This window comes from Enterococcus sp. DIV1059_2 (assembly GCF_051713685.1).
Lineage (GTDB): Bacteria > Bacillota > Bacilli > Lactobacillales > Enterococcaceae > Enterococcus_D > Enterococcus_D casseliflavus.
This window is the reverse complement of sequence record NZ_JBIOQK010000001.1, coordinates 2,226,630-2,247,778: the sequence shown is the minus strand read 5'-3', so window position 1 is coordinate 2,247,778 and position 21,149 is coordinate 2,226,630. Positions and strand designations below refer to the sequence as shown.

General features: G+C 43.4%; 19 protein-coding genes and 1 tRNA gene. 16 read left to right on the top strand and 4 right to left on the bottom strand.

The annotated features are described in order from the left end of the window. Positions 1–26: 26 nt before the first annotated feature. Complete coding sequence (locus IGI72_RS10460) at positions 27–914, bottom strand: carbohydrate ABC transporter permease (protein ID WP_015509917.1); 888 nt, start codon at positions 912–914, stop codon at positions 27–29. 258 nt (positions 915–1,172) lie between these two features. Between IGI72_RS10460 and IGI72_RS10455 the strand changes: the two genes are divergently transcribed. The 12 genes from IGI72_RS10455 (at position 1,173) to IGI72_RS10400 (ending at position 13,041) form a co-directional block, all read left to right on the top strand. Beyond that, complete coding sequence (locus IGI72_RS10455; protein ID WP_005229934.1) at positions 1,173–2,141, top strand: ABC transporter permease; 969 nt, start codon at positions 1,173–1,175, stop codon at positions 2,139–2,141. Positions 2,142–2,156: 15 nt separating this feature from the next. Continuing rightward, a complete protein-coding gene (locus tag IGI72_RS10450; RefSeq protein ID WP_005229936.1) occupies positions 2,157–2,834 on the top strand; it encodes a YesL family protein in 678 nt (225 codons plus the stop codon). Positions 2,835–2,999: 165 nt separating this feature from the next. Further along, the gene (locus IGI72_RS10445) at positions 3,000–4,121 is read left to right on the top strand and encodes a glycoside hydrolase family 88/105 protein (protein WP_081116627.1); all 1,122 of its coding nucleotides are present in this window, start codon (positions 3,000–3,002) and stop codon (positions 4,119–4,121) included. Further along, on the top strand, positions 4,118–5,434 hold the full coding sequence (locus IGI72_RS10440; protein ID WP_438754095.1) for a glycoside hydrolase family 28 protein: 1,317 nt from the start codon (positions 4,118–4,120) through the stop codon (positions 5,432–5,434). The genes IGI72_RS10445 and IGI72_RS10440 overlap by 4 nt, the downstream gene beginning before the upstream one ends. Further along, the gene (locus tag IGI72_RS10435) at positions 5,431–6,321 is read left to right on the top strand and encodes a dienelactone hydrolase family protein (protein ID WP_438754093.1); all 891 of its coding nucleotides are present in this window, start codon (positions 5,431–5,433) and stop codon (positions 6,319–6,321) included. Before IGI72_RS10440 ends, IGI72_RS10435 begins: the two co-directional genes overlap by 4 nt. Then, on the top strand, positions 6,282–7,199 hold the full coding sequence (locus IGI72_RS10430; RefSeq protein WP_438754091.1) for a pectinesterase family protein: 918 nt from the start codon (positions 6,282–6,284) through the stop codon (positions 7,197–7,199). The genes IGI72_RS10435 and IGI72_RS10430 overlap by 40 nt, the downstream gene beginning before the upstream one ends. After that, complete coding sequence (locus tag IGI72_RS10425) at positions 7,196–7,642, top strand: DUF4064 domain-containing protein (RefSeq protein WP_438754089.1); 447 nt, start codon at positions 7,196–7,198, stop codon at positions 7,640–7,642. The genes IGI72_RS10430 and IGI72_RS10425 overlap by 4 nt, the downstream gene beginning before the upstream one ends. After that, the gene (locus IGI72_RS10420; RefSeq protein ID WP_428207205.1) at positions 7,639–9,231 is read left to right on the top strand and encodes a glycoside hydrolase family 43 protein; all 1,593 of its coding nucleotides are present in this window, start codon (positions 7,639–7,641) and stop codon (positions 9,229–9,231) included. Before IGI72_RS10425 ends, IGI72_RS10420 begins: the two co-directional genes overlap by 4 nt. 3 nt (positions 9,232–9,234) lie before the next feature. After that, on the top strand, positions 9,235–10,728 hold the full coding sequence (locus IGI72_RS10415; RefSeq protein ID WP_015509909.1) for an extracellular solute-binding protein: 1,494 nt from the start codon (positions 9,235–9,237) through the stop codon (positions 10,726–10,728). Between the two features lie 149 nt (positions 10,729–10,877). Then, complete coding sequence (locus tag IGI72_RS10410) at positions 10,878–11,711, top strand: sugar phosphate isomerase/epimerase family protein (RefSeq protein ID WP_438754086.1); 834 nt, start codon at positions 10,878–10,880, stop codon at positions 11,709–11,711. Between the two features lie 165 nt (positions 11,712–11,876). Beyond that, the gene (locus tag IGI72_RS10405; protein WP_438754084.1) at positions 11,877–12,749 is read left to right on the top strand and encodes a VOC family protein; all 873 of its coding nucleotides are present in this window, start codon (positions 11,877–11,879) and stop codon (positions 12,747–12,749) included. A 64-nt stretch (positions 12,750–12,813) separates the two neighbouring features. Continuing rightward, the gene (locus tag IGI72_RS10400; RefSeq protein WP_005229963.1) at positions 12,814–13,041 is read left to right on the top strand and encodes a hypothetical protein; all 228 of its coding nucleotides are present in this window, start codon (positions 12,814–12,816) and stop codon (positions 13,039–13,041) included. An 88-nt stretch (positions 13,042–13,129) separates the two neighbouring features. On the opposite strand, the gene IGI72_RS10395 is transcribed toward IGI72_RS10400, so the two are convergent. The 3 genes from IGI72_RS10395 to IGI72_RS10385 form a co-directional block, all read right to left on the bottom strand. Next, the gene (locus IGI72_RS10395) at positions 13,130–14,401 is read right to left on the bottom strand and encodes a hypothetical protein (protein ID WP_438754082.1); all 1,272 of its coding nucleotides are present in this window, start codon (positions 14,399–14,401) and stop codon (positions 13,130–13,132) included. 201 nt (positions 14,402–14,602) lie between these two features. Next, positions 14,603–15,829, bottom strand: a complete 1,227-nt coding sequence (locus tag IGI72_RS10390) for an Ltp family lipoprotein (RefSeq protein WP_438754080.1) — start codon at positions 15,827–15,829, stop codon at positions 14,603–14,605. A gap of 405 nt (positions 15,830–16,234) precedes the next feature. Next, positions 16,235–16,317: transfer RNA gene (locus IGI72_RS10385), tRNA-Leu, on the bottom strand. A gap of 196 nt (positions 16,318–16,513) precedes the next feature. Here IGI72_RS10385 and IGI72_RS10380 point away from each other — a divergent pair. The 4 genes from IGI72_RS10380 (at position 16,514) to IGI72_RS10365 (ending at position 21,108) form a co-directional block, all read left to right on the top strand. Beyond that, the gene (locus tag IGI72_RS10380) at positions 16,514–17,626 is read left to right on the top strand and encodes a hypothetical protein (RefSeq protein ID WP_275854875.1); all 1,113 of its coding nucleotides are present in this window, start codon (positions 16,514–16,516) and stop codon (positions 17,624–17,626) included. Beyond that, positions 17,623–18,837 (top strand): ABC transporter permease subunit, encoded by a 1,215-nt coding sequence (locus tag IGI72_RS10375; protein WP_151195057.1) that lies wholly within the window; start codon positions 17,623–17,625, stop codon positions 18,835–18,837. The genes IGI72_RS10380 and IGI72_RS10375 overlap by 4 nt, the downstream gene beginning before the upstream one ends. A gap of 10 nt (positions 18,838–18,847) precedes the next feature. After that, positions 18,848–19,723 (top strand): ABC transporter ATP-binding protein, encoded by an 876-nt coding sequence (locus IGI72_RS10370; protein ID WP_005229973.1) that lies wholly within the window; start codon positions 18,848–18,850, stop codon positions 19,721–19,723. A 167-nt stretch (positions 19,724–19,890) separates the two neighbouring features. Continuing rightward, a complete protein-coding gene (locus tag IGI72_RS10365) occupies positions 19,891–21,108 on the top strand; it encodes a pyridoxal phosphate-dependent aminotransferase (protein WP_005229975.1) in 1,218 nt (405 codons plus the stop codon). The last annotated feature ends 41 nt before the right edge of the window (positions 21,109–21,149 follow it).

The window sequence follows — 21,149 nt, the reverse complement described above, 5'->3', positions numbered from 1 at the left end:
CGCTTTTTTTCTTTGCTGTCTGTTGGTTACCCTTTGACGGAACCAACCATTGCACCTTTCACGAAATACTTCTGGACAAATGGATAGGCGATCAACATTGGCAGAGTCGCAACGACGATCACGGCCATTTTTACGGATTGTGCTGGGGGGACAACATCGACACTAGCGGCATCAGCGTTCATCCCGCTGGAGACGATCACGATTTGTCGAAGGAGCACTTGGATCGGCCATTTCGCTGAATCATTGATGTACAAGATCGCTGATTGATAAGTATTCCAATAACTAACAGCGTAGAACAAAGAGATCGTCGCAATCGATGGTAAGGAAAGGGGTAAGATGATACGGAAAAAGACGCCCCAATCAGAGCAACCATCCATTTTTGCGGATTCCTCTAAACTATCAGGAATCCCTTGGAAAAAGTTTCTCATAATGATCATATTATATGCACTGATGGCGCTCGGTAAGATCAATGCCCAGAGAGAATCGATCAAGCCGAGGCTTTGTACCAAAATAAAACTTGGGATCATCCCACCGCTAAACAACATGGTAAATACGACAATAAAGTTGAAGATGCCGCGTCCATGCAAATATTTTCTCGAAAGAGCATAGGCCATAAAAGAGGTCAAGATCATTGAAAGAACCGTTCCGACGATGGTCACGAAAAGGGAAACACCAATACTCGTAAAAATCGTGGGTGTCGAGAGAATATACCGGTAAGCATTTAAGCTAAATTCACGTGGGATAATGATAAATGTTCGTGTCGCGATCTCAGAAGAAGAAGCAAAGGAGCTTCCGAGAATGTTTAGAAAAGGTAAGAGACACGTTAAGGTGAAGAGTAGTAGAAAGCCAATAATAAATCCTTGAACGACCCGTTCACTTTTCGGGCGGTTCGTTTTTTTCAGGGTTTGTTGCATAGAAAAAACCTCCATCTTTTTTTACTTAAATAGGTACTTCCAACGTATCATGAGGCGGGGACAACGTATATAATCACTTTTACATGTTGAAAAATTCACAATAGCGATAAACGTTGATAAATCAAGGGTTTTCCAATTCGATTGAGAAATAATTCTAAAAAATGTATGCCTTTTCAAAGCTGAGAAAATGATTATATACGTTATCTTTTTTTCACGCTACCATGGGACTATCAAATCAAAAAATTCGGAGGAACAAGTATGGAAACAAAAGTTGATAATTACTTCTCACCACTTAATGAAGAAGAACAGCGGCTGCGGCTGAAAAAGAAAAAATGGGCGCAAATCAGAAAAAATCGTGCCCTCTATATTATGGTATTGCCGGGGATTTTATATTTTCTTATTTTCCGTTACATACCGATGGGCGGTTTGGTCATCGCTTTTCAAGACTACCAACCATTCTTGGGGATCCTAGGAAGCCCCTTTGTTGGCTTCACTCATTTTATTCGGCTCTTTACTGAAGATACCTTCGTGATGTTGATGCGCAATACACTGATCATGTTTTTCTTAAATATCACGATTTCTTTCCCTTTTCCTATATTATTGGCACTTATGCTAAATGAAGTAAACAATCGCCGTTTGAAAAAAGGGATTCAAACCATCATTTATTTGCCTCATTTTATGTCGTGGGTCATCGTTGTTTCCATCTTCTATGTTTTATTAACGACAGAAGGTGGTGTAATCAATAACATGATCGAAAGTCTTGGTGGCGAACGTATCCCGTTTCTAACAAGCCGCACGTGGTTGCGTCCAATGTACATTTTCCAAGATCTTTGGAAAGGTGCCGGTTGGGGGACGATCGTCTATCTAGCCGCTATTACCAATGTTGATGAACAGCTTTATGAAGCTGCGGATATGGATGGGGCTGGCAAGCTACGAAAAATGTGGCATATCACATTGCCTTGTATTCGTCCAACGATTGTAACCTTATTGATTTTAAAGATCGGTTCGATCTTAGATATGGGCTTTGAGCATATGTTCTTGTTGATGAACTCAATGAACCGTGAAGTTGCCCAAATCTTTGATACCTTTGTCTATACCGCCGGGATTCAAAATGGTCAATTGAGTTACTCGACAGCTGTTGGGCTGTTTAAAGGACTTGTTGGCTTGATCCTCGTTATCTTTGCGAATCGTTTGGCGAAAAAAATTGGCGAAGACGGGATTTATTAAGAAAGAAGGGATCACATGACGATCGAAAAGATCACGAAAATCAACGAAGGATTACTCGCATTTTTGACGCTGATCGCACTTCACTTTCTTTGGCTCAGTGTGACTCTCCTGGGAGGGGTCCTCTTTGGCATTGGCCCTGCGTCGTATGCCATGATGAAATATTATGATCGCTGGCTTCGTCTTCATGAACGACCACCTTTGATCAAAAGTTTTTTCTACTATAGTAAAGAACGGTTCCGACAATCGGTGCTGATCAGTTGGTTGTTTCTGATCATTGCAGCGATCGTGATCACCAACATATTTGCGCCATTTCCATGGTTTATCCAAGTAGCGAATGTCCTCTTTTTGATTGCGTTTCTCTTTTTATTCATGCACGTGTATACCGTCATGGCAGCCACCAACTTTGTGACCGTGTTTGAGATCCTGCGGGGGAGTGCGTTGTTAGGTTTAGGCTATCTGCATTATTCGATCATAAGTTGGACGATTTTGATCGTTGGCTATTTAGTCCTGGGCAGTTATTTCTTGATCGGCCTCTTTTTGATGGGTAGCAGCTTAGTTGGTGGTGTTTTTGCCCTTGCTGGTAAAAAAATTCTTCAAGATATCCACCCAATTGAAACAGATCAGGTGGTTTCAAAAACGGCATCGACTACGGAGCAAACCGTTGCCAGCAAAGGAGATGAGGTCATTATCTAAAGAAAATGGCTCAAAGACTTTTACTGGTCCGCAAACAAAACGGTCACTAGAGAACACCTGAAAATAGCAAGACAAGCTGAACCCTCATGAAATACAGCCGGTAAAACGGATTCATTCAAATAGCTCTATGAATTGAGGAGACTACAATAAAAGGAAGTATCGTACATGAAGAACTATTCGGAAATTGCTTTGAACACATTATTTGAGCGCTATGACTACTTATGCAAAGAAAAAATTTATCACGGAAAATGGTCCTATGACATCGGGGTCGTTTTACAAGGCGTGAAAGAAGCCTATGAGCAAACTGGTGACAAACGCTATTTCGACTATATCCAAAACACGATGGATTTTTATATTGACGAAGACGGTTGTATCAAAAACTATCAGATGGATGCGATGAATATCGATTACATCAATAATGGCAAATGTTTATTCTTACTATACAAAGAAACAGGTGCTTCAAAATACAAGATCGCCTTGGACACGCTGTATCAACAATTACAGCAGATGCCAAGAACAAGCGAAGGCGGGTTCTGGCATAAAAAAATCTATCCTTATCAAATGTGGTTAGATGGCTTATATATGGGGGCCCCATTTCTAACAGAATACGCACTGACATTTGAGAAAGAAGAAGCATTGGAAGATGTAATCAAGCAATTCACCTTATGCTTTACTCATACCCTAGATCCAAAAACGGGTCTTTTGTATCACGCGTGGGATGAACAAAAAGTCCAGCCGTGGGCAGATCCTGAGACCGGTTGTTCAAAAAATTTCTGGGGACGATCAATGGGATGGTTCATGATGGCTCTCGCAGATACGATGGTGCTATTAGGGGAATCAGAGCAGAAGAATCCATTAGAAAAAATGTTTGTCTCCTGTCTAGAAGCTCTTGCTAAAGTAAGAGATCCCCAGAAAAAAGTGTGGTATCAAGTCTTAGATAAAGGCAGTGAGCGTGGGAATTATTTAGAAGCATCCGCTTCTTCAATGATTTGTTACGCAACAGCGAAAGCAGTCAAAGCAGGGATCATCGATCAAAAATGGCAAGTGTTTGCCCAAGAGACCTATCAAGGATTGCTTGATGAGTTTGTCTTTTTAACAAAAGAAGGCTGGTTGAATCTGATCAGAAACTGTGAAGTTGCTGGTCTTGGTGGCCCAGATGATCGGGATGGTACGTTTGTTTACTATATCAGTGAACCCGTTATCACGAATGATTTCAAAGGATACGGTGCCTTTTTACAAGCGAGTTTACTGCTGCAACCACTAATGGAGGAAGGAAGCAAGAAATGAATATCCAATTGACTACAGCTGATTTACAAGAAAAAGAAGGTCTGTTGACAGAAGCGATTCAAGAAAAAATTGATGAATTGCATCAACAAGGAGGAGGCAGAATCACTTTTTCCGCAGGACGCTATCCGACAGGAGCGCTCTTTTTAAAAAGTAATATTGAACTGCACCTACTATTGGGGGCGACCCTAGTATTTTCTGATGATCCCAAAGACTATCCCGTCGTTGTGTCTCGCTGGGAAGGGGTCAAACGGGAAGTTTATACCTCTTGTTTATATGCCGAGAATGCGGAAAATATCGCTGTCACAGGACTAGGAATGCTTGATGGACAAGGGCAAAGATGGTGGAACACCTTTCGGGAAAACCGTGAACAGCTTGCTTATCCACGACCAAAATTAATCAGTTTTGACTCTTGCCAGCAAATTACGTTGAAAGATATCCGTCTTGTCGATTCACCAAGTTGGACCGTCAATCCGATTCTTTGCCAAGATCTAACGATCGATAATCTTCGCATCAAAAATCCAGCGGATTCGCCAAATACGGATGGGATCGATCCTGAATCTTGTAAAAATGTCCGCATCAGTAACTGTCATATCGATGTTGGTGATGATTGTATCGCCATCAAATCAGGAACGGAGGACACCAAAGAACGGGTCGCTTGTGAGAATATCACGATCGTAAATTGCCATATGCTTCATGGGCATGGGGCAGTCGTTCTAGGTAGTGAGATGAGCGGCGATATTCGTAATGTCACCATCAGTAATTGTATTTTTCAAGATACTGATCGTGGGATTCGGTTGAAATCCCGTCGGGGACGTGGCGGAACGATCGAAGATATTCGAGTGAATAACATTGTGATGGATAATGTTATCTGTCCATTCACTTTAAATCTTTACTATTTCTGTGGACCGAAAGGCAAAGAAAAGTATGTTTGGGATAAAAATCCGTACCCGATCACCGAGGAAACCCCTCATTTTCGGAGAATCCATTTTGCAAATATCTCGGCTCGGAATGTTCATGCGGCCGCTGGGTTTGTTTATGGCTTGGCTGAACAATTTATTTCAGATATCACTTTCCAAGATATTGCTGTTTCTATGGCTGAACACCCAATTCCAGGAAAGCCTGCAATGATGACAGGTATCGAAGAGATGACAAAACAAGGCTTTTATATTGGCTGTGGACGGAATATTCAGTTTGATCGTATCAATTTGGAAGGCGTAACTGAAGCGTTCCATATCGAGAATAGTCGGGAAATCACCGTCACACAATCATTTGAGAATCGTCAGCCTCTGGCATTTCAAGGAGATTTTTTGTGAGGGATCCTCAGTTACTACAGCTGCTAGGTCCTGATATGAAAGTTGCACCACAAGTGGTTCAGCAAACAAAAGAGCAAGTGCAAAATTATACCTTGGAACATTTACTTCTACGATTAAATCAAGAAGAGGATGTCCCTGCATACTTTGCTTATCCTAGCTCTCAGCAACCTGTTCCACTCGTTTTGTTCAATCATTCTCATGGCGGCGACTTCACGAGGGGGAAAGAAGAACTACGACAAAGTCCGTGTTATATGCAAAAAGAAAGCCTATTCGCGACATTTATGAAGTTGGGCGTCGCCGTTGGGGTGATCGACATGTGGGGCTTTGGCGAACGAAAAAACGGTGAGAATGATAGCTACAAGCGGTTTCTGTTGCATGGCAAAACATTATGGGGACAACGAATCTATGATAACCAACAGTTTTTGACCTATCTTGCTTCCCGCAAAGAAGTGAAACATTCCGCTATCGCCACATTGGGACTTTCTATGGGCGGCTTGATGAGCTGGTGGTTGGCAGCGCTAGATGAACGGATATCAGTGGTGGTGGACATGGCAGCACAAGTGGACTATCAAGCATTGATCGAAGAGGACCGTCTAAGCAAACATGGGTTTTACTATTATGTTCCTAATGTGTTGAAAGACTTTACGACTGTGGCGATTCAAAAACAGATCGCACCACGCCCGCGTTTGAGTTTGGTTGGCAAAGAGGATCGTGGCTGCCCCTCAAGCGGCGTCGCTCGTTTGGATCAGCAGCTCGGACAGCATTATGAAGCAATAGGCTATAAGGAGCATTGGCAGGCGTGTTGCTTGCCAGGCGGTCATGAAGAAACCAAGGAGATGAGAGCGCAGTGGATCGAATTTTTAAAACAGCACCTCCTATCAAGCTAAAGGTTAGTAAAGAGTCGCAAAAGGGTGATTTTACGAGTATCCAAGCAGCCGTGCTGGCTGCTGAAGCCTTAAAAGCACCTTGTGAAATCACGATCGCCTCTGGCGTGTATCAAGAACAGGTGAAAATTTATAAAAACCAGCTTACGTTGATCGCGGAACCTAACACGTTCTTATGCTACCACTTGGCTGCCGAGCAAACCGATGAAAAAGGGCAAAAAAGAGGAACGTTTCAAACAGCGACGCTCTTTATCAATAGCCGAGAAGTCTTTGTAAAAAACCTGACCATCATCAATGACGCAGGGTATGGGCAAGCAGTCGGGCAAGCAGTTGCCGTCTATATCGAAGGGGATGACATTCGCTTCGAACGCTGTCATCTCGATGCTTTTCAAGATACCTTGTGCCTGGGTCCATTGCCAAAATATACCAAAGAAGGCGAACCAATGATCAGCCCTTGGCGAAAGACAATCTTTGACCAACAACAGAGTTTGTTTTTGCATTGCAGGATCAGTGGAACAGTCGATTTTATTTTTGGCGGTGGTTCCGCCACCTTTGAAGAGTGTCACTTGCATTGTAAAAATACACCACAAACGAACTACATTACTGCTGCCTCAACCAGCAAACAAGCAAGCGGGTTAACCTTCGATCGGTGCCGAGTGACAGGGGACAAAGCCTATTACTTAGGCCGTCCTTGGCGTAATGACGCCAAAGTCACCTTTTTATCCTGCTGCTTTGATCAACAGCTCGCCCCTTGCGGATGGTCTGATTGGGGAAAAACAGCAAGCCACCAAACGGTCACATTCACGGAGCGAATGTGTTGTTACCAAAGAAGTCCCCAACGTCCTGAATGGGTGACTCTTGAAGGAGTGATAGAAAAATGAGCAAGGCAAAATGGTCTGGCTGGATCGGGATGGTTCTCGCTCTGGTGTTTATGGGCGGCTTTTCCTTGGCGATCAATCAAATGACTGTCCAGCAGTTCGAAGAGATCTTTCAACGTGCGTTTCCCACTATACTGAATCAAATGACGGCAGAAGCAGCATTGGCGCAATTTCAAACACTCGGTGCTTGGTTTGGCTTCACGCTGTTGGCACTCCTGATATTGGTTTCAGTGGCGACGATGCTTGTTCGCTATCGTAATTATCGAAAGCAATCTTGTGCTATTTATTTTTTGACTGGTGTCGTGACATTGATTGGTAGTCAAATGATCGCTTTTCCGATTGCCTTTTGTTTCTTTTTAGCGGCGGGTTTTTGTTTTCTCCATCGCGATGCCGGACACAAGAAAAAAACAACGGACGCAGTCAGCAAACAAGGAGGGGTTGCATGAAGGCAATAATCAATAATCCGATTTTAAGAGGGTTTCATCCTGATCCGAGTATTTTAAAAGTCGAGGATACTTATTATTTAGCGGTTTCTTCCTTTGAGTGGTTGCCAGGAATTCGGGTCTACTGTTCTCAAGATCTAGTCAATTGGTCCCATGAAACAGATATTCTGACCAATCAAGTGGATTTATTAGGCAACACAGCAAATTGCAGCATTTGGGCACCGCAAATCAGCTACGCAAACGGACAATACTATTGTGTCTATACAAATGTTCGCAACACGACACGCCCCTTCAAAGACTGTCGAAACTATCTCATCACGGCTCCTACCATTCATGGGCCATGGAGTGAGCCCATTTACTTAAATGGTAGTGGCTTTGATCCGTCCTTGTTTCATGATCAAGAGGGGCGTATCTGGTTACTGAATGCGCTTTGGGATTATCGTAAGGATACACCAAATAAATCGGTGGGGATCGTGCTCCAAGAATACTCTGAAGCACAAGGGTGCTTGATCGGTGACAGAGTGCCAATTTTTTCTGGAACCCAGCTGGCGAAGACTGAAGCACCGCATCTTTATTACCACAATGAGTGTTATTACTTACTGACGGCAGAAGGAGGAACGGGTGCAGGTCATGCGGTAACAGTTTGTCGTAGTAAAACCATCACTGGACCTTATGAAGTAGATCCGCATTTTCCCATGATGCGTGCCTATCAGCGCGAAGATTCCCCTTTTCAATGTACAGGTCATGGCAGTTTGACGATTGCGCCATCAGGAGAATGGGTCATGAGCTATTTGATGACTCGGCCAGTAGAAGGGGCAGCGATCCTTGGACGAGAGACAGCACTCCAAACTGTCTATTGGGATCACGAAGGATGGCTGCGTCTTAGCAATAACGATACGATCCCAGATCAAACCATCAGGCTCGCTAGCGACGCTCAGAAGCAAAGGGCATCACCTGCTGTTTTTATTGATGACTTTAAAGGATCGTTGCAAAAAGCATGGAACGGCAGACGATTGCTGCCCAATGAAGAGTGGTGCAATCTGAGTGAGCGACCAGGGTATTTGCGATTGATCGGCGGAGAATCGATGCAATCGAACTTTCATAAGCACTTATTGGCGATTCGTCAACAAGACGTTTGTTTTGAAGCTGAAACAGTGATGGAATACCACCCCCAATCGTTCAATCAGATGGCTGGATTGTCGCTTTTCTTAAATGAAGAAAACTATTTGTTTTTCTACGTAACCTATGATGAAAAAGAAGACAAGGTCCTTCGGTTGCTGCGGTGTTGTGAAGGAGAATTTCACTTGTTCCCAGATAAATTGCCCCTCGCTGCTGCAAGTGAGCCGATTGGATTGAAAGTAGTCGGTTCTTATCTAGAAGCCCAATGGTTCTATCGGCAATCACAAACGTGGCATCCCTTTAAAAAGCAAAACATCCAGTTCTTGTCTGGTGGTTTTACGGGGAATTTCATTGGAATCAGTGCCCATGATTTAGATCACTTTGGCAAAAGCTATGCCGATTTTGAATATTTTACGTATCAAGGGAAAGATCCGCTCGATGATGGCTCCCTAAAAATAGAGAAAGAAGGTTAACAAATGAAAAAGTTGAAAGTTGCAAGTTTATTATTATGTGCTGGACTGTTTTTAGCAGGCTGCGGCGATGGTGGAGGTTCACCTGAAGGACCAGAAAGCGAAGGGAAATCAAGTATTTCTTGGATGGCGATGCTACATACTGCTTCCCCACCATCTGGAGATGTCACGCAAAAGCTAGAAGAATACACAGGGGTCGAGATCGACTTTACGTGGGTGCCAGATGCTTCAAAAACAGAACGCTTGAATGCAGCATTGGCGTCGAATTCTTTAGCAGATATCGTTAGTCTGACAGAAATCAATAACACAACCGTCCGCAGCTCACTCGCATCTGGAATGTTCTGGGATGTGGAACCCTATTTAGAAGAGTTCCCGAATTTGGCAGAAATTTCCGAAGATCGGTTAGAGTCTTCTCGAATTGATGGTCGAATCTATGGTGTTCCGTTTTTAAAACCGATCGCGCGTTATGGCGTCCTTGTCAGAAAAGATTGGTTGGATAATTTAGGCTTGGACGTGCCGTCGACATTAGAAGAATTAGCAGCTGTCGCCCAAGCCTTTACGGAAGATGATCCAGATGGAAACGGTGCGGATGATACGGTTGGTTTCGTAGAGCGTGATGAGTCCTTTAACGTTGGGTTCCGTTCACTTTCAGGTTACTTTGGTGCAGACAATTGGTTTACGATCACGGATGATGATGAAGTGATGCCATCCTTTATGCAACCAGAATACAAAGAAGCAATGGAATGGTTCCGTAATATCTATGATAACGGCTGGATGAATTCTGATTTTGCGGTAATGGCGAAAAATGATCAGAAGAACTATATCGTTCAAGGTCGTGGTGGGATCGTATTGAGTGGTTTGCAAGAAGTACGTAACTACATTGATGATGCAGCTGGTACTGATGAAGAGCATATGGAATGGGTCTTGATCAATGATATCGTCCATGAAAATGTGGAACGTCGTATCCTTTCTGATACCAATGGTGGAATGGGCGGCTGGCTAGCCATTCCGAAAAACAATGTTGAAACCGAAGAAGACTTACGTGTTGTTTTGAAATTTATCAATGATTTGATGGACGAAGAGCCGTTTACGTTGATGACGCAAGGGATCGAAGGTGTTCATTATGAAATTGATGATGAGGGTGTCTATGTCCGTTTAGATGATACGAAGTGGCAACAAGAAGTACAACCATTTTCTTCGTCTCGTCCATCAGAATTAGTAACAGTTTTCCCTTCAAGCAACCCATATGTCAACTTAGCCAATGAAAAGATTCGCGAAAATGAAGAGTTTGCGGTGATCAATCCTGCACAATCGCTGACCTCTGAAACCTATGATCGTTCATGGTCAAGCTTGATTGAAGGAATCTCAGACGCTTACTACCAATATATGACTGGGGAAATCGAGATCGATGGGTTTGATACAGCGATCGAAACCTTCTTAAGAAATGGTGGACAGCAAATCATTGACGAGTTCACGGAAGACTATCGTTCACAACAATAAAGGTCACAAAAGGTTCTGATCATCTATTGAGAAGAAATGGATGAAGTGAGGAGCCGCTACTGCTGAATGATTTGAAGACCAAGACCAGTTGAAGTGATTGGCTGCTTGGTCTTCTTTTTGCTTCAAAAGCAGTGAAGAAAGGAGAAGCTATGTTTCAACTAACTGTTCGGGGGCATGATTTAAAGAATTATGGGTCCCCAGAAGAATTAGCGCAAAAAATTGCCGCCCAAAACATTCATAACATTCAATTTGCATTAAATAAATCCTTCCCACAATGGGCAGAGCCAGAGCAATTAAGCCCTGGTTTAGGCCGCTTTTTCAAACGAGTTTTTGGTCAATCTCACGTTCAGGTCGCTTTATTAAGTTGTTATTGTAATCTGATCCATCCTGATCTGGAAAAACGGGAAGCGATTTTATCCAGATTCGAGACCTATCTCGCACATGCCAAATATTTTGATGCAGCTATGGTCGCAAGTGAGACTGGTTCGGTTTTGCCAAATATGGGGTATACCGAGGAAAATTTTAGTGACGTCGTTTTCGATGATTTGGTTCAGGTGATCAAGCGTTTGGTCCAAGTGGCTAAGAGACATCAAGTGATGCTAGGAATTGAAGCGGGATTGAATCATCCACTATCATCGATCGACCGAATCCAAGAATTGCTGGAACGGGTACCCTCTGACTATTTAGGGATCATCTTTGATCCAACCAATCTGATTACTGCGAAGAACTATCAAGAGCAAGTCGCTTTGACAAGGGAAGCTTTTTCCCGCTTTGGCGATGCCATCGTTTGCTTGCACTTGAAAGACTATCAAGTAATCGATGGGAAAATCAAGGTAGTCCCATTGGGAGAAGGAATGATTGATTATCAACAACTATTGGCCATCACCGCTAAATACAAGCCATATTGTTATGTTGTGTTAGAAGGGACGACCGAAGAAGCGATGCAGCCAGCCATTTCACTGATTGAAGCACTGAAAAAGTGAGGCAGATGTCTTTGATTGTGACTGATGCGGAAATGCTTTGTTTCTAGGAATCACGGGAGATCACGGAATCCTTTCCTCAACAAGCAGATTTATTTACTTACTAAAAGTTAGTGTTATACTTAAAGGTACAAGTGAATTTAACTGTTTAGAAAAGAGGAAATAACGATGAAAATGATTCAATCAACCTATCAAATCGATGCAGCAGCCGCAATTGGCAAAGTCGTTTTAAAAGTAGCAAACATAGAAAAAATGAGCCAGTTTTATTCGGACGTGATCGGCCTGACTTTATTGGAGCAAAGTGTAGATCACGCGCGATTAGGCGTGGGAGCGCAAGAGCTTTTAGTTCTAGAGAAGGTGAGTGATCCGTTGCCTTTGACACGGAAAACAGGCCTTTTCCATACGGCGTTTCTTTTGCCTAGCCGTAAAGACCTAGGAAATATGCTGATTCATTATTTGGAAGCCAAAGCTCCCCTCGATGGTGCCAGCGATCATGGATATAGTGAAGCGTTATACCTGAGCGATCCAGAAGGAAATGGGATCGAAGTGTATCGTGACAAACCGAAGAGTGAATGGGATATTCGAGCAGATGGTGAGATCGTAGGCGTTACTATCGAAATGGACGCGCAAGGCGTGCTGGGAGCCGCTGACCGATCTCAAACGACCTTTCCAGTTGGCACCACGGTGGGGCATGTCCATTTGAAAGTGGCGGACTTGGCAAAAACAGAAGAATTCTACACAGAAGTTTTAGGCATGCGTTTGACCTCAGATTTTGGTAGCCAAGCAAAGTTTTTTGCTGCTGGTGCGTATCATCACCATATCGGATCGAATATTTGGATGGGAAGAAATGTTCCAGCTATGGAAGAACAGGATCTAGGCTTAGCGTACTTTACGATCGTTTTGCCAGCTTTGGCTTTTTCTACGTTACGAAGTCATCTCAAGGCAAGAGGCGTTTCGTATGAGTTAGAAACAGACAGCCGCTTGCATTTGACTGATCCGAATGGGATCAATCTGATCATCGAAAGAAAGAATCAGCCTTAAGATGGAGGTTTTTTCATTCATGAAATGAGAGAATAACCTATAATCAAGTAAAAGGAGAGCAAGCATGAAAAAAAACGGGGCGGGACAATCACTATTTCTAGCATTATTGATCAGCATGGGCTTATTTTTCTTTGTCCAAGGGAAACAATTAATAGAAAGTGGGGCGTCTCCTGTGATTTTTATTGCTTTTTCGGCTTTTGCAGGAATTATCGGAGTTGGTGTCTATGGTCTTCAAGCAATAATGAAGCAGCATCGGCGCAAAGCCATGGTACCAATCAAAACCAAAAAATAAAGAAACCGACCAATCTTAAACAGGAAGATTGGTCGTTTTTTTGTTTAAGCTAAGACAAAATGGGAAATGGGGTCTCGTCCCCTACAGATTAATTTTCCATGTTTTCAATCGCAAATTCGATCTCATCAGGTGAGAAGCCGTTCCCTTCAAGATGAGCAGCCATATTTCTTTGACGGATCCCTAACACCCGACGGGATTGATTGGCGCGTCCTAAAGCATGGCGATACCAATCTACATCTAGGGTTTCTAGTGCCCATTGTGTTTCCTCCGCAGTAAAACCTTCTGTTTCTAACAGTTCTGCCATCTCTTGTTTTGAATAAAAGCGACGATTTCCTTGCGCTCTAACGAGGAAAAAGGCTTCAAGTTCTCGTTCTGTCGCATTGTTTTCGCGCTCATAGCGTGCTGCTACAGTCGGGGCGAGATGAAACCCTGCTAAAATCGTTTCCTCGGTCACTTCGTTATCAAACACGTAGGTTCTGAACTGAAAGCGATTGTCGTTTTCCAGTTCAAGCCATAGTGATTCAACCAGAAATCGATAACCGTATGGAATCGTTTCATAAACAGCATTGGCAATTTCGTAAAAATAAGCGGAAACGGCTTCGTAAGGAGTCATTATCTCGGGAACGATTTCCGTCGTTTGTCCATTAAACAAAGTGATTGCGGAAGGGTAGGTCTCACCAGCATTCGTAAATGTGAGAATCCCCACTGGCTCATGTTTTGTTGAAAAGATATTCATGGTCACACCGTTCGCCAAATCAATCGCACTCTGCCACTCGATTTCTTGGTCATCGCTTTGTTGGTGTAAGTGTTCAAGTGTATCAGGTGTCAAACCAAGCTTTTCTCGTGTATCTTCATTAATTCCTTCTTCATCGGCAAGAGGATTGTTTGCTCCAGCGGTCACTAGTGCTAAATCCTCTTCGTATTCGTTGAATAATTCTTGCAATTTTGCTCGTCTACTGACGATGATCGGGCTCTCTTCATGGATGGCAAGTAAGGCTTCGATACGGCCATTGCGAGCGGCAACCCAACTGGGCATATCCAGATAGCGAGCTTCGATCGCTTCTTGAGCGAGTGCGATCATTGTTTCCGTGTTTTCAATGAATGCCGCCTTGTGTTTTGAGTTGCTATTGACCTGGTCTAGAAAGGCCAATTCTGCTTCTTTGCCTCGAATCATCAGTTCGAGATTTTCAATACTTAAATCATAAGTAAGATTTTCTGCATGATAGGTATGTTCCCAACCAGCATCTAAAGCTGCACCGATGCGTTCAGAAAGTTCCTCAGGGCTTGCTGAATTTATCGTCCCACATCCTGAAATCAGGGACAGTATTAGTAATAAAGGCAACAAAACTTGTTTTTTCATTTTTCTCCTCCTCGTGAGACTCTAGTAAACCTCGCCATTTTGTACGAATGAACGCATTAGATCGAGCTCTTTCTTGGGTATAAACATAGCCACAATACAAGGGACATCAACTGAGCCCCCAAAGTTAGACCAAAAAAACTAACTTTTTGAGGTCACTACAACAGCATATGGGCATCGCGATGCCCTTTTCTTCGCTAGCTTTTAGTTACCTATGTTTGTCATCGCGTAGTCGATTTGTTCTTCTGAAAAGTCTTCAAAAGCCAATAACCGGCGAATGTTGTCAGGAGGAAGACTCATCAAGGAATGATAACTATTTGCTTTCTTCAACGCCTGCTCGTTCCAATCAATCGTGAGCTGATCAACTGCCCATTGTGCATCATTATGGGTAAACCCTTCAAATTCTAATTGTTGTATCAATCGTGCACGTGAGAAAGCCATGAGGTTCGTAAAGGATTCGGCACGAGCGATCGCTCGTCTTTGTTCTGAAGATCCTTTATTCTCGGTCTGAGTTTGTTCGTCATTGTTTTGCTCTTGCTGCAAAGCCGTAGCTGCTTCTTGTTTGGCGTTTGCTTCTTGAAGCTGTTGATACACGGTAGTGACCATGTCTTGATCAATGTCATGATCGAAGCCATAGGTCATCACCGCCAGCTGATGTTCATCAGAAGATTGATCGAATCGATTCATAAACATCATTGATTCACGAGGAATATTTACGGCGAGCGCTCGTAAAATCGTTTCATAGAAAGCAGCTTTTTGCTCGTCGGCAGTTTCCCGATTCAGAACAGTAAACCCAGATGCGTACTCCTCATCGGGCATCGCAAAAACGAAGACGTCAACATTCGTTTCGCTTGTGTGGTAAACGGTGGCGGTGAGTCCATCGTCAAGTTCGATTGTGCGATGAAGAGTAAGCGCATCTTCTGTGAGCTGCTGAAGCTGCTCGATATCGTCTGCCAAAAGCCCCAGCTTTTCCCGCGGGTCGGCTTCAGGAATCGTTTCGTTTGCTACCTCTAGTAGACTGTTGAGGTTGTCTTGATTACTGAGAATGATAGGGCTCCGTTCATGAATCGCAGCCAGAGCTTGGCTATAACCAATGCGGGCAGCAAACCAAGCAGGGACATCGATCCGACGCTCCACTAACGCTCGTTCAGCGGTTGCCATCAAATCAATCGTGTGGCTGATCAATTGCTGAAGATCTTCGTCGGAAGAATCAAGCTCTTCCAAAATAGCCAGTTCGGCTTGGCTGCCTGCAATCAGCAATTCTAAGGTCGCTGGTTGATAATAGGCCCAACCCGTTCCAGACTGGTTTGTATATTCCAGTCGTGCGTCGATGCCAAGCGCAACGGTCTCTGACAGTTCTTCATCTGCCTTCGTGCAGCCGATAAGCAAAATAACGAATGACAATAGGGTGATCAGTATTCTTTTTTTCATTAGACTCCTTCTTTCTATCGAAAGTAACTGAGAAAACGGTCGGCAGAGGTTGGTTCATCTGGGGGAAGGAGGAGGGCAGGTGAATGGAAAAAATGTTGAAAAGATTTCCATCACAAGTTCATTCAAGCAATTGTTTCTGATACGCTAATAAGAAAAAACGGAAAATCGAACTAAATTTTATGAATAGTCGTTATATTATTCATTTTATATGAAAAATATCTCTAAATGCAACGATAAAAGGATTTTTATTGGATTTTTTATATTTGGGGAAAGGAAGGTTACTATCAACTTTTGAGGAGTAGGTACTCAAGATCAAAGCGATCGAGGGAATTCATTGAAGGATCGCCAGGGGGGATCTTTTGTGCAAACAAAAAACAGCTTCCCGCAATGGGGAAGCTGTAAGGATGCGGAAAATGGGATTTGAACCCACACGAGCGATTGCTCACAAGACCCTCAATCTTGCACGTCTGCCATTCCGTCATTTCCGCAAATACTATAGAAGGAAACGCAGGCTGAGGTAGTACTGTCACGCCGCGTCTAGAAAATATCTTACCTGATTTTCAGCAGGTTTGTCAATAACTTTTCCTCATGCTATTTGAAAGAATTTTCAGACTTTAGATTGCATTTTTTCCCATAAAAGGTATGCTAAAAGAATGAATAATTATTTTTTTGAGAGGAGAGCAAATGAACTATTTTAAAAACCAACTGGCAAAAGCTGTTAAGCAGAAAACATTCATCTTCCTACTCATTGGGGCCTTTAGTTTAGGCTGCTGTTTTTCCATTTATTTGAAACTGATGGAACCTGTCAACTTGCCCGCTACCATTACCGCAGAAAAAGCGGAGGCTTCACGGCTTGTTGATCGCTACCAAGCCAATCAATCTGGTTCACCGGATGAGCAAGAGGTATATCAGCTATTACTTGATAACAATACTCTGACCTCACGGCAGCTGTCCAACTTGATTATGGAGGAATATGAACGATTTAATCAAACGAGTATTCAAATGGCGGAGCTAAAAAAGCAGGTTTGGGCGTCTTCAGTTGATGACAAAGCCTTTTTACCGCCGATGTGGTCGATCGAACAAGAGCAGACGGTCTATCAAGCCTTAGCCGAGCAAGAAAAAGATCCGGTTCTCACGGCTGCTAATACCCAGACGGCTGTCGCTTTGGCAATAACGTTTTTACTGAATTTTGGGTTCTTCTTCTGGGCTTTTTTTGCTAGTGACAATTTATTAGAAGAAAGAGAACACTTCTCCTTGATCCGCTCATACCCACAGATTTTCCCGATTCGGATGGTCAGTAAGGTTTTTGTCAAAACGATCACCAATTTAGGAATCTTGCTCGTGTTTTTCTTAGGCGTCTTTCTTTCAATGAGCCTTCTGGGGGAGTTCGGGGATTGGCAGTATCCAGTAGCCGTCTATCTCAGTGGGGATTGGGTAGCCTTACCTTTTTGGCAGAGTGTTTTATCTAGTATGGTTTCTTTTGCCTTGCTGATTGGTTTGATCGAATGCTTAGGTTTTGTCATGAACATGGTCGCAGCCAATCGATACGTCTCTTTCTTTTTACTGGTGCTTTTTTATGGATTCGGCTTGATTCCGATGCTGCAAAAGATCCCTATATTACCAGTTCATCTAGCTGCTATGGATAAATTTTATTCGGGCGCCTTTGCTTTGGGCTCTGGCACTTCTTGGGGCGTCTATGCCAGTTGGCTGCTGACGCTAGTGTGGATCTTCCTTTGTTTAAGCATCATGCTTGTTGCGGATAAACAGAATCGCTTGTTGAGAGGAGGTAAAGGATGAAAGACTATTTTTTCTTTGAATTACGCCAGCTGTTAAAAAGCAAGAAAACCATCGGCCTTTTTTGCTTGCTGCTGATCTACAGCGGCGTTTACAGTTTTTGGCAAAGAGACTTTCGCCCGATTGAACGAGTAGATAAAACAGAAATGCAACAACGCTATACCGTGCGACAAGATTTTCTTGATCAACAAGCAGCCAATCCCTCTGACCATTGGTCGGCATTCATGGCAGTCGAAATGTTTACCCCATGGAATGAAGCAGAAAAACAACGGCTCGACGCGCTAGCCGAGAAAGACTGGCAAGCATACGCACAAAGCACAAGTACTTGGTACCATCTCGCTTTGCAATTTACCGATGAACGAAATATTTTTTATACCCCTGATTATTACACGTTTCGAAATTACTATGCTGGGTATGACGGGCGCTTCGGCTATGCATCAACCGCAAAACTGATGGAAGCTTTTAGCCAGCTGCCCAATAGCAAACTCTCTCAAGCAGTCATGGAGCAAAAAACGGGGGTGCAAGCATTACAGCGAAGCTTTACTGAATATTTACCGATTCTATTAATTGCTGTTTCTTTATTTTTGGCGATCGATTGTTTACCAAAAGAACGAAGACATAAATCCCTGTTTCTTTCACTGCCATTATCGGCAGAAGAGATCCTTTGGAGCAAAACGGCAGCGTTGATGGTTGGTTCTGCAATCGCAACGCTAGGAACCATGCTCTTTATCTGGTTTGGCTCTGGTATTCAATTCGGCTTTGGTTCCTTGGAACTGCCAGTCACGATTTTATCATCGACCTTTGATGCCCGCTACCCGATCACCGATTTCAATGCTTTTGAAACACAAGCCATCGGTCTTTTTTTAAGTCAATGTTTTCTTGCAACGCTTTTCTTGCAGTTTCTTTATTGTCGCGGCATCTTGCTGTTCAGTGCCCTGTTTCGCTCAGAGCTGATTAATCTGCTTGTGGCTGGTTTTTGTTTGCTTTCGCCCTTTCTTTTCCAACGGCGCTGGTTTAGTGCCTACCTTGATAAAACGCTGTATGTCTATCTGTATCAAAATGTGGGACAAGTCCTTTCAGGCTGGACACGCTTTTACTTTGGTTCTGCAGGATTTACGATGGAAAAAGGCTTACTTTTATTAGGCGGGGTTTGGCTTCTGATCGAATTGTGTTTCTTTTTGACGATCCAACGCAAAAAATTTCATTTGGCATAGGAGGAACGATATGTTAGAACTGAAAAATGTGACTGTCACGTATACGAGAAAAGTATTGGATCAACTTTCCGTTGCTTTTTCTCCCGGGGAGATCGTCGGGTTAGTCGCCCCTAACGGCACTGGGAAATCCACGCTACTGAATGTGGCGATGAATTTCATCCAGCCGAATGAAGGCGCAGTATTTTTAAACGGCAGTCAAGTATATGTGACCAAAAAATCAGAAGTGGCAGCGCATCAACAAATTTCATTTTTTCCTGATCAAAATGATTTGTACAATGATTTAAGCGGACTCGAGCATCTGAAACTGTATCAGCGAATGTGGCGTTCAGAGGAACGCTTGGTGGAAGAAACGATTGCTCGTTTGCGAATGAGCGATTATATCAAACGCCCAGTGGGAACCTATTCGCTGGGGATGCGGCAACGTCTGTGTTTTGCGATGCAGATCGTGACAGATACGCCATACATGCTGATGGATGAGGTGATGAATGGCTTAGATCCGACAAATGTCGAATTGATCTCCAACGTGTTGAAAGCCTTGCGGGAGCAAAAGAAAGCGATCGTGATCGCTTCGCATATTCTGACGAATTTAGATTCTTACGCGGATCGGGTCTTGTTTTTAAAAGACGGTAAGATCATTCACGAATACCTTGGCCGCAAGTCGTTGGTCAATGAACCGTTGTATGTAAAGACGGACTCGGCGGATTTCTTGGTGGCTTTTCCAGAGTTAACGACAGTGACTATCGATCTGCAAGGGCGGATCTATCTAGTAGAAATCAGCGATCCGCAGTTGCCGCAACGTTTTATCGCAGCAGGAATCACTGATTTTTCGGTGGGGCATTTGGCGTTAAATGAATTGTACTTGAAGTATTTTCCTGAAAATTCCTGAATGAACCAAATTCAGTGGATGAACGCAGGGCAAGCCCTCTCGACCGAGAGGTGAAAAATTTTCGCCACAGTTAAAATTTTTTTGCTATAATAGGTTCAATCTGAAAAGAGATCAACGACGAGAACCAATAACCTGACGTTGACCTATGGTTAAAGGAGAAATGGAATATGAAGAAATTTTCAAAGTCGTCAAAACTTGAAGGGGTCAGTTATGATGTACGCGGCCCTGTTTTAGAAGAAGCTGATCGGATGCAAGAAGAAGGCATCAGTATCTTAAAATTAAATACTGGGAATCCCGCGCCCTTTGGCTTTGAAGCCCCAAATGAAATCGTTAGAGATTTGATCATGAATGTGCGAGAGTCGGAAGGCTATTCTGATTCAAAAGGGATTTTCTCGGCACGTAAAGCGATCGAGCAATATTATCAATTACAAAAATTTCCTGATGTGACCATCAATGATATTTACACAGGTAATGGTGTTTCCGAGCTGATCACGATGTGTATGCAAGGGTTATGTAACAATGGGGACGAAGTGCTCGTGCCGATGCCAGACTATCCTTTGTGGACTGCTTCGATCTCATTAGCTGGCGGAAAACCCGTCCATTATATTTGTGATGAACAAGCAGATTGGAATCCTGATATCGAGGATATCAAAGCCAAAGTAACCAGCAAGACGAAGGCCATCGTCATTATTAATCCAAACAATCCCACCGGCGCTGTTTATCCGAAAGAAGTTTTGCAACAAATCGTCGAGGTTGCTCGTGAGCATGACTTGATCATTTTCTCCGATGAGATCTATGACCGTTTAGTCATGGATGATTATGTCCATGTACCGATTGCTACACTAGCACCAGATCGCTTCGTTGTGACGCTAGGCGGTTTGTCTAAGTCTCACCGAGTGGCAGGCTTCCGCGTTGGCTGGATGGTTCTCAGCGGGGATAAGTCCAATGTCAAAGACTATATCGAAGGCTTGAATATGTTGTCATCGATGCGGCTGTGTTCCAATGTTTTATCGCAACAAATCGTCCAGACTGCATTAGGCGGCTATCAAAGCTCCGATGAGCTGCTGCTGCCAGGTGGTCGAATCTATGAACAAAGAGAGTTTATCTACAAGGCAATCAATGATATTCCTGGATTGTCAGCAGTGAAACCGAAAGCAGCCTTTTATATTTTTCCTAAAATTGATATTCAGCGCTTTAACATTACCAATGATGAACAATTTGTTCTCGACTTTTTACATGAACACCATATTTTGTTGGTGCACGGCGGTGGGTTCAATTGGCAACAGCCCGATCATTTCCGTATCGTCTACCTTCCTAATATGGAAGATTTAAAAACGACTGCTGAAAAAATGACAGAATTCTTGGCAGCGTATCGCCAGAAGTAAGTACATGAAAAAGCACCGCTCCTTCAGCGATCGTGAGGGAG

Excerpts from the sequence above, each read along its gene's own strand:
- IGI72_RS10460 (WP_015509917.1), bottom strand. The coding sequence starts at position 914 with ATGCAACAAACCCTGAAAAAAACGAACCGCCCGAAAAGTGAACGGGTC.
- IGI72_RS10455 (WP_005229934.1), top strand. The coding sequence starts at position 1,173 with ATGGAAACAAAAGTTGATAATTACTTCTCACCACTTAATGAAGAAGAA.
- IGI72_RS10450 (WP_005229936.1), top strand. The coding sequence starts at position 2,157 with ATGACGATCGAAAAGATCACGAAAATCAACGAAGGATTACTCGCATTT.
- IGI72_RS10445 (WP_081116627.1), top strand. The coding sequence starts at position 3,000 with ATGAAGAACTATTCGGAAATTGCTTTGAACACATTATTTGAGCGCTAT.
- IGI72_RS10440 (WP_438754095.1), top strand. The coding sequence starts at position 4,118 with ATGAATATCCAATTGACTACAGCTGATTTACAAGAAAAAGAAGGTCTG.
- IGI72_RS10425 (WP_438754089.1), top strand. The coding sequence starts at position 7,196 with ATGAGCAAGGCAAAATGGTCTGGCTGGATCGGGATGGTTCTCGCTCTG.
- IGI72_RS10420 (WP_428207205.1), top strand. The coding sequence starts at position 7,639 with ATGAAGGCAATAATCAATAATCCGATTTTAAGAGGGTTTCATCCTGAT.
- IGI72_RS10415 (WP_015509909.1), top strand. The coding sequence starts at position 9,235 with ATGAAAAAGTTGAAAGTTGCAAGTTTATTATTATGTGCTGGACTGTTT.
- IGI72_RS10410 (WP_438754086.1), top strand. The coding sequence starts at position 10,878 with ATGTTTCAACTAACTGTTCGGGGGCATGATTTAAAGAATTATGGGTCC.
- IGI72_RS10405 (WP_438754084.1), top strand. The coding sequence starts at position 11,877 with ATGAAAATGATTCAATCAACCTATCAAATCGATGCAGCAGCCGCAATT.
- IGI72_RS10400 (WP_005229963.1), top strand. The coding sequence starts at position 12,814 with ATGAAAAAAAACGGGGCGGGACAATCACTATTTCTAGCATTATTGATC.
- IGI72_RS10395 (WP_438754082.1), bottom strand. The coding sequence starts at position 14,401 with ATGAAAAAACAAGTTTTGTTGCCTTTATTACTAATACTGTCCCTGATT.
- IGI72_RS10390 (WP_438754080.1), bottom strand. The coding sequence starts at position 15,829 with ATGAAAAAAAGAATACTGATCACCCTATTGTCATTCGTTATTTTGCTT.
- IGI72_RS10380 (WP_275854875.1), top strand. The coding sequence starts at position 16,514 with ATGAACTATTTTAAAAACCAACTGGCAAAAGCTGTTAAGCAGAAAACA.
- IGI72_RS10375 (WP_151195057.1), top strand. The coding sequence starts at position 17,623 with ATGAAAGACTATTTTTTCTTTGAATTACGCCAGCTGTTAAAAAGCAAG.
- IGI72_RS10370 (WP_005229973.1), top strand. The coding sequence starts at position 18,848 with ATGTTAGAACTGAAAAATGTGACTGTCACGTATACGAGAAAAGTATTG.
- IGI72_RS10365 (WP_005229975.1), top strand. The coding sequence starts at position 19,891 with ATGAAGAAATTTTCAAAGTCGTCAAAACTTGAAGGGGTCAGTTATGAT.